10 protein-coding genes, 1 tRNA gene and 1 pseudogene are annotated in these 15,376 nt (G+C 59.7%); 4 read left to right on the top strand and 8 right to left on the bottom strand.

Features of this window, described 5'->3' with window-relative positions; translation table 11 throughout:
• Positions 1-4 precede the first annotated feature (4 nt).
• A complete protein-coding gene (locus E0L37_RS05155) occupies positions 5-847 on the bottom strand; it encodes a helix-turn-helix transcriptional regulator (RefSeq protein ID WP_133490715.1) in 843 nt (280 codons plus the stop codon).
• Positions 848-936: 89 nt separating this feature from the next.
• Between E0L37_RS05155 and E0L37_RS05150 the strand changes: the two genes are divergently transcribed.
• Complete coding sequence (locus E0L37_RS05150; protein ID WP_133490714.1) at positions 937-2,448, top strand: MFS transporter; 1,512 nt, start codon at positions 937-939, stop codon at positions 2,446-2,448.
• A gap of 53 nt (positions 2,449-2,501) precedes the next feature.
• Here the strand turns inward: E0L37_RS05150 and E0L37_RS05145 are convergent, their stop codons facing one another.
• The 7 genes and pseudogenes from E0L37_RS05145 to E0L37_RS05080 all read right to left on the bottom strand — a co-directional run bounded on the left by E0L37_RS05145 (position 2,502) and on the right by E0L37_RS05080 (position 13,843).
• Complete coding sequence (locus E0L37_RS05145) at positions 2,502-2,819, bottom strand: putative quinol monooxygenase (protein WP_236564117.1); 318 nt, start codon at positions 2,817-2,819, stop codon at positions 2,502-2,504.
• A gap of 37 nt (positions 2,820-2,856) precedes the next feature.
• Positions 2,857-3,288 (bottom strand): annotated as a pseudogene (locus E0L37_RS21905) (hypothetical protein); the annotation flags it as partial.
• Between the two features lie 164 nt (positions 3,289-3,452).
• Positions 3,453-4,724, bottom strand: coding sequence for an HlyD family type I secretion periplasmic adaptor subunit (locus E0L37_RS05135; RefSeq protein ID WP_240687427.1), 1,272 nt, complete (start codon positions 4,722-4,724; stop codon positions 3,453-3,455).
• Positions 4,721-6,910: a type I secretion system permease/ATPase gene (locus E0L37_RS05130; RefSeq protein ID WP_133490713.1), complete on the bottom strand. Its 2,190-nt coding sequence runs from the start codon at positions 6,908-6,910 to the stop codon at positions 4,721-4,723. Before E0L37_RS05130 ends, E0L37_RS05135 begins: the two co-directional genes overlap by 4 nt.
• Positions 6,907-8,298, bottom strand: a complete 1,392-nt coding sequence (locus tag E0L37_RS05125) for a TolC family outer membrane protein (RefSeq protein WP_236564119.1) — start codon at positions 8,296-8,298, stop codon at positions 6,907-6,909. The genes E0L37_RS05130 and E0L37_RS05125 overlap by 4 nt, the downstream gene beginning before the upstream one ends.
• A 76-nt stretch (positions 8,299-8,374) precedes the next feature.
• Positions 8,375-13,189, bottom strand: a complete 4,815-nt coding sequence (locus E0L37_RS21505) for an Ig-like domain-containing protein (RefSeq protein ID WP_166643008.1) — start codon at positions 13,187-13,189, stop codon at positions 8,375-8,377.
• Between the two features lie 566 nt (positions 13,190-13,755).
• Positions 13,756-13,843: transfer RNA gene (locus E0L37_RS05080), tRNA-Ser, on the bottom strand.
• A gap of 151 nt (positions 13,844-13,994) precedes the next feature.
• Between E0L37_RS05080 and E0L37_RS05075 the strand changes: the two genes are divergently transcribed.
• From E0L37_RS05075 to E0L37_RS05065, 3 genes are read left to right on the top strand one after another with little or no spacing between them, the layout of a single operon-like run.
• Entirely contained in the window at positions 13,995-14,681 is a 687-nt protein-coding gene (locus E0L37_RS05075; RefSeq protein WP_133490712.1) for a Bax inhibitor-1/YccA family protein, read from the top strand.
• Positions 14,681-15,067, top strand: coding sequence for a sulfurtransferase complex subunit TusD (tusD, locus tag E0L37_RS05070; RefSeq protein ID WP_133490711.1), 387 nt, complete (start codon positions 14,681-14,683; stop codon positions 15,065-15,067). Before E0L37_RS05075 ends, tusD begins: the two co-directional genes overlap by 1 nt.
• Positions 15,060-15,374, top strand: a complete 315-nt coding sequence (locus E0L37_RS05065) for a hypothetical protein (protein WP_133490710.1) — start codon at positions 15,060-15,062, stop codon at positions 15,372-15,374. Before tusD ends, E0L37_RS05065 begins: the two co-directional genes overlap by 8 nt.
• Positions 15,375-15,376 lie beyond the last annotated feature (2 nt).

Raw genomic sequence — 15,376 nt, 5'->3', positions numbered from 1 at the left:
CCCTCTAGGGCCTGCTCACAGCGGGAACGGTGCCGCCTGCACCGTTCCCGGTTTCATCATTGAAATAAACCAGCATGCGCAGATGATGATGTTCATCCACGATCAGCATCTCGTGCCGTAATGATTGCACCCGGCCGCCCTTTCCTGCCAGGCGGCTGATGCCACGTTGATACCCCTGCCGATCCGGCTCCGCCCACCAATTCCGGAATGACTCCGACAGCCGTCGCATTTCATCGACGAACGCCAGCATGGTCGGATCCTCCGGCGCCACCGCCAGATCGCAGCGAAAGTTCGCCAGCAACCTTCGCGCATCATGCTCCCAATCCGGCATTCGCCCGCGCAGGCCGGCGTCACGAAACACCAGCCGCAACAGATTGCGTTCCGCGTCGGCGCGGTCACTCAACCTGAACCAACGGTCGGCGGCCCCGTTCCAAGCCACCAGATCCCAACGCAAATTCATTACGTAGGCGGGACAAGGGTCAAGTTGGTCCAGAACGGCTTGTGTCAGTGGCGAAACACCGGAGGCCTGGCGGGCCTCATAGGCCGGCGGCCGTTGCTGTGCCAGCAGAAACAAATGACAGCACTCCTCGTCATCCAGCTTCAACACCCGGGACAGACTCAACAGAAAGGTTTCCGAAACATTGATGTCCCTGCCTTGCTCGAACCAGGTGTACCAGGTAATACCAACACCGGCGAGGGCCGCCACCTCCTCCCGACGCAAGCCGGGGGTGCGCCGGCGAGACCCGGAAGGCAACCCCACTTCCGCCGGGGTCACACGTTCGCGGCGTTGCCGCACGAACTCAGAAAGCTCGTGACGGGTACGGTTCAATGACTTTACCGGGCTCATCCTGTTAGTCCTGCTAATAGCATAAATGCTTAAATTGTACGGTTAGTGAATCATCCCAAGAATAGCGCTTCTTTCACAGGAGAAGCGAGATGACCTCTTACCGCGAACACCTGGTCCCTTCATCATCGACGGACCGCGCCGGTCCACGTCAATGGGCCGGCCTTGCTGTTCTGGCGTTGCCAACGCTGCTATTGGGCCTGGACGTGACGTTACTGTATCTGGCTTTCCCCGCGCTGGCCGCGGAGCTGAAACCGGATAGTACCCAGGCGCTGTGGATCATGGACATCTACGGCTTCTTTATCAGTGGCTTCCTGATCACCATGGGCACCCTCGGCGATCGTATCGGACGCCGTAAACTGCTAATGCTGGGCGCCGGCGGTTTCGCCCTGGCCTCGGTGCTCGCCGCCTTCTCCACCACCGCCACTCAGTTGATCGTGGCACGAGCTCTGCTCGGGTTTACCGGCGCCGCTCTGATGCCCTCCACACTGGCGCTCATCAGCAACTTGTTTCGCGATCCACCACAGCGGGCACTGGCGATCGGGATCTGGGCCACCATGTTCGCCCTCGGCATGGCCGCCGGCCCGCTGGTAGGCGGCGTGTTGCTGGATCATTTCTGGTGGGGGTCGGCTTTTCTGGTGGCTTTGCCGGTGGTGGCGATTCTGTGGTTGAGTGCGCCCTGGTTGCTACCCGAATACCGCGACGAGGCCAGCGGGCGTCTGGACCTGGGCAGCGTGGTTCTGTCCCTTGTGGCGCTACTACCGCTGATCTACGGCGTTAAGCAGTTCGCCAGACATGGCCTGGATTGGACGGCGCTCATCGCACTGTTGATCGGTGCCCTCGGCGTGATTCTGTTCATCAAACGACAGCACCGCCTGGCGGACCCCTTACTGGATCTGAGTCTGTTTCGCAGCCGCTCGTTCACCGCCGCCCTGCTGATCCTGCTGGTGGGTTTGATGGGCGTCGGCGGAGCCATGCTGCTGGTTACTCAGTACCTGCAGTTGGTCAGCGGCCTGACTCCCCGGGTTGCCGGCGCCTGGATGGGACCGCCGGCCCTGGCCATGCTGGTGGCGGCGATCAGCGCACCACTGCTTGCTCGGCGTTTTCCGGTCGGACAGATAGTGGCCGGGGCATTGCTGCTCTCGGTGCTTGGGTATCTGACGCTGGCCGGGGTGGACGCGGAAGCGCGAACAATCCAGGTCGTCAGTGGCTTCGCCCTGGTCTATCTGGGGCTGGGTGCCATCGCCGCGCTCGGTACCGATCTGGTGGTGGCCGCGGCCCCGGCGGACAAAGCAGGCTCCGCGGCCTCTTTGTCGGAGACGGTACAGGAGTTGGGGGTGGCCTTGGGCGTCGCCATGCTGGGCAGTCTCAGCAGTGGACTCTATCGCATCGGGGCGGCCGAACACTTCGCCGGGACGGCTTCGGCAGCGGTCAAGGAAAGCCTGTGGCAGGCGGTATCGAGCGCGGACCGGCTTCCAGCGGGCGTGCTCGATCAGGCGCGGGACATTTTCACCCAAGGACTCAACCTCACTGCCCTGATCACCGCCGTGGGCATCGGCGTTCTCGCCATGGTGCCGATAATCGCGCTGCGCGGCGGACGTTGATCGATCGTGGCGGATGTGGCCCGGCGCCGCCGTGCCACATCCGCAAGAGCCTGTCAGGTCAGTTGGAACAATTTCACATCCGGGCGTCCCGCCAGCAGATCCTTGAGACCGCCACCAAGCCCCTTCATATTTTCGCGGTGTGCTTCCAGCGCCGCCTGATCCGTATATTGCTCATAAATCATCACCACATCCTTGTCGTCCAGGGACTGGTGAACATTATAAGCGTGGTTGCCTTCTTCCTTGCGCACTTCCGCCGCGATCTTATTCATTTCGGCTGCCAGTGCGTCCCCTTTGCCCGCCTGCGCCTGCAGCACAGCTACGATTCCAAGCATGTTGTTTTCCTTACGTTGTAAATGATTAACCATCGGCATGCTGGCACAAGCGCTGGACGGACGAGAGCTCCTGACACTATTGGTTACGTTTTCTGTCCAGAAGGACACCAGCCCAGCCACTGGCAACCAGTGTCCGGCTCCTTCCCTCAAGATATGACACCCACTCCAGTGTGGCCGGTTCCACGGATTCCATGGATTACCAGGGCCGCACCGATGGATCACTTCCGCTTTGTACAAACCCTTGATGCTCTCAGCCAGAGCATTATCATAGCTGTCGCCCTTGCTACCCACCGACGGATCAATGTCAGCTTCGACCAGGCGTTCGGTGTAGCGCGCGGGAACATAGGTAAAGTCCGAGATTCAGAGCTGACTGGGGCGATCCGCGGTGAATTGGCCGTGAGCACGATTCAGCGGACGCGGCAGCGCCCCGATCAGGAACGGTGGTGTGCACCGTCTTGTCCCGGCGTGCACCGCGCAGAGCCAGGCGACGCATGAGCTGTTCCACGGTATTGACGCATCAATGCGAGGTCAAAGTCGTCCGATCAGTCAGTCCACTCAGAATCCGCTGGGGATGGCGATTCCGGTTTTATCTGGCAGCAGCGACATCGAATTGGGCCACAGGCGGCCCACGCCGTCAGAGAGTTGGAGGAGGTCAACGATAGTGATTCGGAGCTAGCGTTCCCGCAGGGCCTCTCCAGCGTGGTCGATCGGCTTCATCAGATACTCGAAAATGGTCTTCTCGCCGGTGCGGATATCCACTTTGGCGATCATCCCCGGTACGATCGGGAACCGGCTACCCGCATCATTGATCAGAGCATCCGTTTTGGTACGGATGAACACGCGGTAGTAAAATATCTCCGGCTTGACCTCGTCCTGAATGGTATCCGGCGAAATCATCGCCACTTCACCATCCAGGTCGCCATAAACGGTGTAGTCATAGGCAGTGATCTTTACCTTGGCGGGTTGCCCGGGATGAATAAAGGCAATATCTCTCGGGGAAATCCGTGCTTCCACCAGCAACTGATCATCCAACGGCACGATTTCCATGAGACGGCCATTGGGAGGAATTACCCCGCCCCGGGTGCTCACTTCAATGTCCTTCACCACCCCACGCACCGGCGAACGCAGTGTCAGTCTCGACAGAGCATCCGAGCGCCCTCTTACCACCGAGGACAGCGCCCTGGCCTCCGCCTCGGCTCGGGCCAGCTCCTCCCGCGCCAGAATCAGGTATTCAGAGCGGATCTCACTGGCTTTGAGCTCCAGCTCCGACAGTTGGCGCCGTAGGCGCAGCACTTCCACGTTACTGGCGGCACCGATTTCCAGCAGCGATTCGGTCAATTGCAACTCTTCGCGCACGATACGCTGGGACTTATGGACCCCGGCCAGGGACGATCGCAGCCCCCGTCGCCGTGTTTCATACAACTCGGTCTCGGCGGCGGTGAGCTCGGGATAGGCTTGTAGCGCCTCGGGGAAGATCAACGGCGTCTCGTTGACTTCCGCTTCCAGTCTGGCAACGGTCCCCAGTGCCGCGCGATAACGGGCCGCGCTTTCTTCCACACTGGACTCGGTCTTGGTCAGATCCAACTGAGCCAGCACTTGCCCGGCATCGACGATGTCCCCTTCCCTGACCCTCAGGTCCATCAGGATTCCGCCCTCCAGAGACTGGATGACCTTTTCCCGGGAAGATGGGATTACACGGCCATCGCCGGTGGAGACCTCCACCACTTTGGCAAAATAGGACCACACCAGTAACGCCACCATGACCAGGCAAACCAGCCACACAATACGGGTTGAACGAACCACCGTGGCATCGTCCACCTCGTCGTTGTAGTGGCGATGATCATTGTCGTAGTCCAGCAAAGAGGCCGCCCCTCCAGCGGCGCTCATCGACAACCCCGTGGCTTCCGCCGGGTGGGGCGTGGTGGCTTTCCTTTTGTCCTTCATGACCGGTTCCCCTCCTCGCTCTTTTTCGCGGATTGAACCGGTGCCTTTTTCGATAGAATGGGAAGGACTTTGGCTCGCGTATCGTCGAGTAGAATCCGCCCATTTTCCAATACAATGATACGGTCCACCAGATTGAGCATACTCATCCGGTGTGTCGCCACCACCAGGGTTCGGTTGTCCAGCCAGTCACTCATTCTCTGAATGAATTTCTTCTCCGCCGTCTCATCCAGTGAGGCGGTAGGTTCATCCAGCAGTAGAATATTGGGTTGTCGCAACAACAAACGGGAGAGCAACAGAGACTGGCGCTGGCCACCGGAAAGGCCAAGCCCGCCTTCAAGAATCGGATGGTCAAGCCCGTCGGGCAGCGCTCTCAGATAATCGCTGGCGCCGGTCATTTCCATGGTTGCGAGTAACTCCTGGTCGGACACATGGGGCGCGCCCAGCATCAGATTATCCCGTAAGGTGCCGTGGAACAGCCGCGCGTTCTGGCTGAGGAGACCGACATCCCGGCGAACATCCGCCGGGTCGATATGGGTAAGATTGACGCCGTCCAGGAGAACCTGTCCGGATCCGGCTTCGATGGCGCCGGCCAGGGCCTGCAACAGAGTGGACTTGCCCGCGCCGTTGCGCCCCAGCACACCAATACGCTCTCCAGGTTTTATCGCCAGTGTTTTCACCGCCAAAGCGGCGGTGGGGGCCTCGGGGTATTGGAACACCGCTTGCTTGAACTGATAGTGGCCGGTAACGAACGGCCGGTGAACGCGCTTCTCTTGCTCGGGATGGTCCACTGGACGTTCCATGATCTGATCCAGGCTGCTCATCGCCACCTTGGCGTGCTGCCATTTGCTCATCACATGGGTGATCTGAGACATCGGTGCCATCATGCGCGAGGCCAGGATAGACGCTGCCACCAGCGACCCCACCGACAACTCCGCTTCCATCACCATCGGCGCACCGAACAGGACTATGACCGCGAACACCCCACTCTGTACCGTATGACTCCACACCACCAGGGTATTGGCGATATTGCGCAGCTTCAGATTCACGTCGGCGGTGACCGCGTTGTAGTGATTCCATTGCTGCTGGAAGCGCCCTTCCGCTTGCAACGCCTTGACATCCTCCAGCCCCTGGATGGTCTCCACCAGCATGGCATTACGTAAAGATGATTCGCGCATGGCCTCATTGGCCAGAACATGTAAGCGTCTCTGCACCAACAGGCCAGGGATGATCATCAGAACCACCGCCGCCAATGGCACCAGCACCAGTGGCCCGGCGATATACCAGAGCACGAAGCAGAACAGGAAAAAGAAAGGCATATCCGCGAAGGCGGTTACCGTACTGGAAGTAAGCAGCTCCCGAATATGCTCCAGCTCGCGAATCTGGGCGATGAAGGATCCGGTGGATCTGGGTTTTTCCGAGTTTTTTATGCGTAACGCGTGGCCAAAAACCCGATCCGACACCCGCATGTCGGCTCGTTTCCCCAGCAGGTCGGTGATATGAACACGGCTCCTGCGCAGGATGAAGTCAAACACCATTGCCACCAGCACACCGGAGAACAGCACATACAAAGTGGCGTAGGATTCCGCCGGGACCACCCGATCATAGACCTGGCGGGAGAACAGAATGCCGGCCAGCGCCAATAAATTGGCGGCCAGCGATGCCAACATCACATGGCCGTAGGGTTTCAGATCACGAAGAATGATACGTCGGAACCAACTCGATTGATAAGGCCGCACATAGTCGTCCACCCTGGCGTCGGGGGCCGACCGGGCCGGTCTCAGGATCAGAGTGAGAACCACATTGTCGATCAGTTCCTGACGAGAAAGCTGACTCCTCAGGCCCTGATCACCACTATAGGACAGAGTGATCGTCCCATCACCACCAATGCTTTCGGCCACCGCCACCTGACCGTCCTTGAATTGCACCACCAGGGGAAACCGCCAAGGGGTCAGTGGCATCCGATCCAACTCGTCAATTTTGCAGGCCAGGCCCAATTGGCGAGCCATGGCCTTCAGCACGTCGCCCGGGCTCTGCCCCATGCTCCAGGCAGCGGTCAGATGAACATTCTCCTCGGAATATTCCAAACGGTAATGCCGGGCCACCGCCAACATGGCCTCGGTCCAAGGTCCGTAGTCGGGAGCCGGCGAGACTTCGACAGGGGGTTCTTCCGCATCCTGGGTATTCATGGCTGAATCGGCACTCCCTGTACGGCGGCGCTGCTCAAACCAAACGCCGCGCGAATTTCCGCCACGTTGTAAAGACAGTCGATTTGCAAGCGGCGCAGATCAAATCGGGTATTCTGTTGTTCGATGCGGGACTGATGGATTTCCTGTTCCGTGTTGAGGATGTCCAGCAATGAACGCGTTCCCAAGGACAAGTACTGCTGCCGATACAGCTTCTGTGTCTCGGCGATGCTGTTATAACGGTTGTTCAGTAATTCGAGGCGCCCTGACAGACTCAGTGTCTGTACCTTTGCCTCCCGTAACCCCAGGGACACTTCCCGGTAAGCGGCGTCCCGGGCAGCATTCGCCGCCTCAAGGGCGTAGTCCGCCGCGCGCCGGCGGGCCTTTAACGCGCCGCCTTGAAACAACTTGCTGCTTACCCCCACGGAAACGAAAACGTCATTGTCACGATCCATGGCTTCCAGTTCCGCGGGGCGATCGTTCAGATAGTGCTCGAAATCCGCGGAGATCGAGAAGGTTGGCAACATCTGCGCCCGCGCCTGCCGGATCAGGGAACGGGCCTCCTCCCGCTCCGCTTCCGCCCGCATGATTCGGGGCACATTGTCGAAGTTCTCCTCCACGAGCAGACAGGCATCAGCCAGATGATTAGGAAACGCTGGAGATACCCTAACCGGCCCGGGGGCATTCAGCAGACTTTGCAGATTGCGCTGCCATGCATCGCTTTGCGCCTGGAACTGCAGAACCGTGGCTTGTGCCGCCTCTTTTCGGGACAGCGCCTGAATTTCGTCCGACCGGGTAGCCGCGCCCTTGGCGGCCCGCTGAGACGCCAGTTCCTGCAACTCTCCGATGGCGTCAACCTGCTCCTCGGCGATTGCCAGCAGCGTTTGATAGCGCTGAACCTCGATCACCGCCAGCGCGGTCTGTTGAGCTAGCTGGTCCACTGCCAAAAGTACATTGGCCCGGTCTCGCTCCACCCCATGGGAGGCCGCCGCAACGGAACTGGAGACCTTGCCAAAGTCATACAACATCTGGGAAGCCGAAGCAGTCAGCGCCTCTTCGGAGCGTCCGGTGGAGTCTCGATAACCACGGCTCAGACCGGCGCTGAGCTCGGGATAATAGCCCGCGCGGGCCACCGCCACCTGCTCGTTTTGCTGAAACAGGCGGCCTATGGATTCAGCGATAACAGGATGGCTATCCACCGCCCGCTGAACCGCGCTGACAATATCGAGTTCCGCTTCGCTTCCGTATGCCGCAACGTCCTTGGTAGGTTTTTGCCGGGCACCGTTATCGAAACCGGTTTCCCCTGCCCGGGCCTCGCCAAGGCAAACGCACAGCATCACGATCATTAACAGGTATGGACGATGAACGCCCTTGCTTCCATGAGACCGCATTTAGATCCCTGACTGCCGTTTTCCCCAAGAAGGCACCGGACCTCTTGGCCCGGTGCCGGTGCGCGTCGCCGGCGGACTAAATCACCGAGATGCCGCTTTGAACCCACAGTTCACTGGGATTGCCCTCCTGGCTGTAGACCACGTAATCAGTGCCGTCCACGGTGGAGGTACCGGTACTCTGCCAATCTCCGATCAGTTCCACCGTATCGTCCTGATCACCGTCTATGAACAGCACATTGTTGGCATCGGTCATTGCGATCAACGATGCCAGGTCGATGGATATCTCGTTGGCGCCGGTGCCGCTGATCGACAGATGCTCGATATTGTTGATCGTCGCCGGGTCGACATAGTCGCCCGCGAGGCTGTCAACGAAGTCGAGAGAAATGCCATCACCAGTCAACAGCAATGTATCCTCGCCGGCACCGCCGTCGAAAGTATCGTTACCCAGGCCTTCGTAGACCAGGGTATCGTTACCGTCCCCGCCATTGAGGGTGTCGTTGCCGTTGCCACCGCGCAGCCAGTCATCTCCGGCGTTGCCGTTGAGTACATCGTCACCATCGTAACCATAGAGACGATCACCACCCGCCGTCCCTTCCAGGGTGTCGGCACCCGAGGTGCCATCAGTCACCGGATTATTCGCCGCGTTCAACAGGCTGAGCTCGGCCAGATCGGTAACGCTGTCGGTAGCGGTCTGCCCGTCGAGGTCCTCCCCTGTAATGGTATAGCTTGGCAGCAATCCGAGATCGGTTCCGAGCAAGGCATCCGCCAGATAGATCGAAGCCAGAAACTCGTTGATCGCGAGATTATCGATGGCGCCGCCGTCCGCCGCGGTAATCGTCAGTGTCGGTGTGAGATTGAGAGGGAAAAGATTGTAGTCGCTGAACTGGATATCCAGTCCCAATTCATCAGCCAGCGCCTGAGACCAGTTCAAAGTCTGGTTCCCTGCTCCCAACAGCCCCAGAATCTGGTTGATGCTCAACAGCGAAGACATCTCGATAGTGACCGACGCCAGATTGTTATTCGGGTCGTAGGCAGAGAACATCTGATGGTTGAGATCAAGGAGCCCGATCGCTTCCACACCAATCAATCCCAGCAGACTGCCGCCATCGACATTCACTACCGGACCGGAAGCATCGACGTCAAAGCCGACCGAATTGGAATCCGGCGAGACGTTGCCCGCCGCATCGGTGATCGTGGCGGTAGCGGTGTAGGTACCGTCATCCAGCCATTGGGCCACATCCACATTGGCCGTACCCGCGGTCACCTCATCCGTGGTTACGGTGTGTTCAGCAGTGTAGACCGCGCCACCGTCTCCGGTGAAAGTCAGAATGATGACATCACCCGCCTCGGCGCCGGCAGGCAGGCCTACCTCGGCCTGTACCCCGTCCACCATTTCGTTGCTGTCGACGATACCGTCGGCGGCATCGGCGATGCTCAAGGTCGGCGCATCCGGAGCAACGGTGTCCACTGTCACATCAAAGGAGGTACTCGGATCCGAGGTGTTGCCCGCTTCGTCCGTGGCCGTGGCCGTGAAGCCATAAGTACCATCGGCCAGTGCGGCCGGGACGACAAAACTCCAGTTACCGCTGGCATCGGTCTGCACCGTGCCCACGGAAACACCATCCTGGAAAATCTCCACGGTGCTGTTGGCTTCCGCCATACCCCTCAGAGTAGGCGTATCATCGTTAGTGCTGCCGCCGGGCAGTATCGGGCCGGTGCCGGGATCCACATCGTCCAGCGCATCTTCGATGGTCGGCGCGGCTGGAGCCAGGGCGTCCACACCGATCGTAGCTGGAGCACTGGTATTACCGGCTTCGTCCGTGGCGGTAACACTCACATTCGTGCCATCGGCCAACGGGGTATCCGGTGTCACACTCCAGTTACCGCTGCCGTCCGCTTCCACCGTGTAGTCCGGGGTGCCATCCCCGTTGGTATCCACGTCAACCGTGCTGCCCGCTTCGGCGGTACCAGTAAGGATCGTTCCGTCAGTGGGTTCCACCGTTGGTGCCGCCGGTGCGGTGGTGTCCACCGTCAGAGCACCACTAGCGGTGCTCTCATTGCCCGCGGCGTCAGTGGCCGTTACCGTCACGGTGTAATCACCATCGGTCAGTGCCGGCAGATCACCATCGGCCAGCGTCCAGGTGCCATCACCGTTGTTGGTGGCGGTATAGTCGTTGCCGTCCACCGTCACCACGAGGCTGGCGTCCGGATCGTCCACCGTCCCCGTCAACTCCGGGGTGCTGTCGTTGGTAACCAACGCATCCAAGGCCACCACCGGCGCCGTGGCGTCCACACCGATCGTAGCTGGAGCACTGGTATTACCGGCTTCGTCCGTGGCGGTAACACTCACATTCGTGCCATCGGCCAACGGGGTATCCGGTGTCACGCTCCAGTTACCGCTGCCGTCCGCTTCCACCGTGTAGTCCGGGGTGCCATCCCCGTTGATATCCACATCAACCGTGCTGCCCGCTTCGGCGGTACCGATAAGCGTTGCTCCATCGGAGGGCTCCACCGTCGGAGTCGCCGGCGCGGTGGTGTCTACATTCAGTTCAAACACCGCGCTCAGATCCGAGGTGTTACCCGCCGCATCGGTCGCCGTGGCGGTAAAGCTGTAGTCCCCTTCCGCCAGCTCGGTGCTGGGTGTGAAGCTCCAATTGCCACTGCCATCGGCGGTGGTGGTACCGATCTCCGTGCCATCTTGGAAGATCACTACCGTGCTGCCCGCTTCCGCTGTCCCGGTCAGGGTCGGCGTGGTGTCGTTGGTGCTGCCTCCAGTCAGCACCGGATCGGTGCCCGGTGCCACATCATCCATTACCTCGGCGATGGTCGGCGCCGCCGGGGGCGTGGTGTCGTTCAGGTTTTCGTCCACGATGGTGGTGGCAGGATCACTGGTATTACCCGCCGGGTCCGTGGCCGTGACACTGACTTCCGTGCCATCCGCCAGAGGCGCATCCGGTGCCACCGACCAGTTGCCGTCGGCATCCGCTTCCACCGTGTAGTCAGGGGTGCCGTCGCCGTTGGTGTCCACATCAACGGTACTACCCGCTTCCGCCGTACCGGTGAGCAAAGCCCCATCAGACGGCTCCACCGTCACTTCCGGCGCCACGGTATCAATTGTCACCATGCCGGTGGCCGTGCCTTCGTTACCGGCGCCGTCGGAACCGGTAACCGTTACCGTGTAATCGCCATCCGTCAGCGCCGGCAGCTCGCCATCCGCTAGCGTCCAGGTGCCATCGCCATTGTTGGTGGCGGTATAGTTGTCGCCGTCTACCGTCACTACGATGCTGGCGTTCGGATCATCCACCGTGCCAGTCAGTTCCGGGGTGGTGTCATTGGTGACGACCGCATCCAAGGTCACCACCGGCGGCGTGATATCACCAAGGCTGTCGTCAACGATAGTGGTGACCGGATCACTGGTGTTGCCGGCATCATCCGTGGCGGTAACGCTAACTTCCGTATCATCCGCCAGAGGCGCATCCGGCGTCACCGACCAGTTGCCATCGGCATCTGCTTCCACCGTGTAGTCCGGGGTGCCATCCCCGTTGATATCCACATCAACGGTACTGCCCGCTTCGGCGATACCAGTAAGGATCGTTCCGTCAGTGGGTTCTACCGTTGGAGCCGACGGCGCGGTGGTATCTACGTTCAACTCGAACGCCGTGCTCGGATCCGAGGTGTTACCCGCCGCATCGCTGGCCGTGGCGGTAAAGCTGTAGTCCCCTTCCGCCAGCTCGGTGCTGGGTGTGAAGCTCCAATTGCCGCTCGCATCGGCGGCAACTGTTCCCAAGGACACACCATCCTGGAACACTTCCACCGTGCTGCCCGCTTCAGCCGTCCCAGTCAGGGTCGGCGTGGTGTCGTTGGTGCTGCCTCCGGTCAGCACCGGATCAGTGCCCGGTGCCACATCATCTTCTGCCTGAGTGATGACCGGAGCATCAGGACCGCTTCCATCCGGAGCCACCGCGGTGACCGGTTCGGACTCATTCCCCGTTCCGTCGGTCAGGGTCACTTCCAGTTCTTCACCATCTGTTTGCGGTTCGGTCAGTTCGACGGTGAAGTTGCCATCGTCATCCACCGTGCCTTCGCCAATCACGTTACCGTCGGGATCCGTGATGGTGACTTTGCTTCCAGGTTCACCTTCGCCGGTGACGGTGGTGCCGTCCCCGCTCACCTCAACGTTGGTCGGCGCGTCCGGCGCGGTACTGTCCGGCGCGGTGACCTGGCCGGGCTCCGATTCATTGCCCGCCTCGTCGGTCAGGCTGACATCCAGTTCCTCGCCATCGACCTGCGGCTCGCTCAATTCGACTTCGAACTCACCCTCCGCGTTGGTTTGTCCTTCGCCGATAACATTGCCGTTGGAATCACGCACGGTGACCGTGGAGCCCGGTTCACCCCGCCCCGTCACTATCCCCCCATCCTCGCTCACCGTCAGGTCCGTGGGGGCATCGGGAGCCACGTTATCGTCCCCGGATCCGCCGGAACTGGAACCGGAAGAAGAATCACTGATCAGGAATGCCGCCGCCGCACCACCGACCGCCAGCGCCGCCAACCCCCAATCCCCACCTCCCGAGGCTGCCTGGGCAAAACCGAAGCCTCCGGCGCCATCGGACTGGCCCAGCCAGAGAATACCTTCATCATCAAGAAGTTGAAGTTCGTTGGCCGCCTCCTCCCCTTCACCAGCGAGATAGAAATTGGTGATGGTGACTTGCTCACCATTCTTGAGGGTAATGACGAGATCGTTACCCACCCGGCTGGTGAAATCGATCTGGTCGGGGCTCAGGGGCATTTGAACCACATTCCCGCCCCCCATGAGCGACACCGTGTCACCCCAAGGAGCTTTCGTGACAGCGCCGCTGGATTTTTCCAGGATGTTAATAATTTTATCAACCATGTTCCCACTCCTTCGGAACGCACGGCGCGAATATCTTTTTTGTTCGTAACCGTTGCGTTAGTCAGTGAAATCCGTTCATGACTTAGCCGGCTGCTTGCCCTGGTTACAGCGAATAACGACGCCAAGCACGCAACCGGCAAACTGCGTCATATGCTGTTCAGTTTTATTCACTTTTAGCGCAATCCTTTCTTTACGGCAATACACCTTTGTATTGCCTCACTGGAAAATTCCAATTCAATGAAGGTGCGACCACTAAAACTCTCCCTTTTTTTAAGGGCGCTGCCCGAGGAAGCCAAGGAAGTTAAAAACACCGACCTATTTAATAAATGCTTGTTTAATAAGGAATTGAATCTCAATAAAACCAAAATGACATCATTACTCTGGCACTGAAACACTTCCCCTTTTTCATCAGCAATGGAGAATACAGCCACTGAAAAACCACCATTGAAAATGCCGTGACACAGGCCGAAATTTTACAATTCGAATCACACCGAAAGATGGCGAGGAGGAACAGGGCGGGAAAGCCATACGAAAACGCCCCGCGGAGCGGGGCGTTTATAGAGGTATGGCGGAGAGGGTGGGATTCGAACCCACGGACGGTCTCCCGTCGGCGGTTTTCAAGACCGCTGCTTTCGGCCACTCAGCCACCTCTCCGATGGGCGCCAATCATACCTGAGACGCGTTGGCAGTCAACGGGGAAAGATCAAGAAAATTGCTGTAACCCTGTGATTCGTTGGGAAAATCTTGATTTTGGCGCGGACGTCCCTATTATCATGAATACACTTTGTTTTGTGAGCGATTGATCATGCGCAACCAACCAAATCCCTATGTCGCCCCGCACGCCAGCGGTGGAGCGGTAGTCAGCGGCGAACGCGCCGCCCAGGTGCTGAAAAACACCTATATGCTGCTGGGCCTGAGCCTGATCGTGGCCACCGGCGCCTCCGTGTTCGCCATGTCCACGGGCATGGGCTATATGAGCCCGATCCTGACCATCGTCGTCTATTTTGGTCTCCTGTTCGCCACCAGCAAGCTGCGTAACAGCGCCTGGGGCATTCTGGCCGTGTTCGGTCTGACCGGTTGGCTGGGTTTCACCACTGGCCCGATTATCAACATGTACGCCCAGATCCCCGGCGGCATGGAAATCGTCAGCCTGGCTCTGGGCGGCACCGCCACCATTTTCGTGGCCATGTCCGCCATTGCCCTGGTGACCCGCAAGGACTTCAGCTTCCTCACCAACTTCATCATGGTGGGCATCCTGGTGGCGTTCGTCGCCAGTCTGGCGGCCTTCTTCTTCAACATTCCGGCCCTGGCTCTGGCGGTGTCCGCCGCGTTCGTGATGCTCTCATCCCTGCTGATCATGTGGCAGACCAGCGCCATCATTCACGGCGGCGAGACCAACTACATCATGGCCACCGTGACGCTGTTCGTATCCATCTACAACCTGTTCCTGTCTCTGTTGCACCTGCTCAGCGCCCTCAGCGGCAACGATTGATGCAATTCAGTATCCTGGTGACCGCCGGGCCGGAAACGGCGGCGGCGGTCACCGCTCTCCATACCACCGAAGCGGTGCTGCGTTCCCCCTACTCCCTGTTCCGAGTCTTCTTCTACGGTGATGGCGTCCACCTGGCCAATCGGCTGATTCATCCGGGCCGTGACGGCGAAGCCGTGGCCAGCCGCTGGCAATCCCTGGTCAAGAACAGCGCCCTGCCTGCGCGGGTCTGCATCGGTGCCGCTCTACGACGAGGCGTTACCGACCATTCAGAAGGCGAACGCGCTGGGGTCGACAGTGATAATCTGGCCGACGGCTTCCAACTGGTGGGGCTCGGCGAGTGGGTAGAGGCCACCCGCCACAGCGACCGGGTACTGCACTTTGGCTGATTCCATTCTGTACGTCCTGCATCGTGGTCCCTGCCACTCTCCGGATTGGCGCGAGACCCAGGAAATGATTCTCACCGGCGCCGCCTTCGGCCTCCAATCCACTGTGTGGATAACCGACGGAGTACTGCGCGCGCTCAACCGCCTCGCGGCACCACGGGAGCAGTTGGAACAATTGCAGGCTTTCGCGGTGCGTTGCGTGGCTTCGGCGGAAGCCCTGGCCGATTATCCGGTGGATAGCATCGAACCACTGAGCACCGACGACTTGCGTCATCTGCACGCCAACTCGGAACAGACCCTGGTATTTTGACC

Origin of the sequence: Alcanivorax sp. 24 (genome assembly GCF_004360225.1) — a bacterium.
GTDB lineage: Bacteria > Pseudomonadota > Gammaproteobacteria > Pseudomonadales > Alcanivoracaceae > Alloalcanivorax > Alloalcanivorax xiamenensis.
Note: the sequence above shows the minus strand (reverse complement) of the source record. Positions and strands in the feature narration are given on the sequence as shown.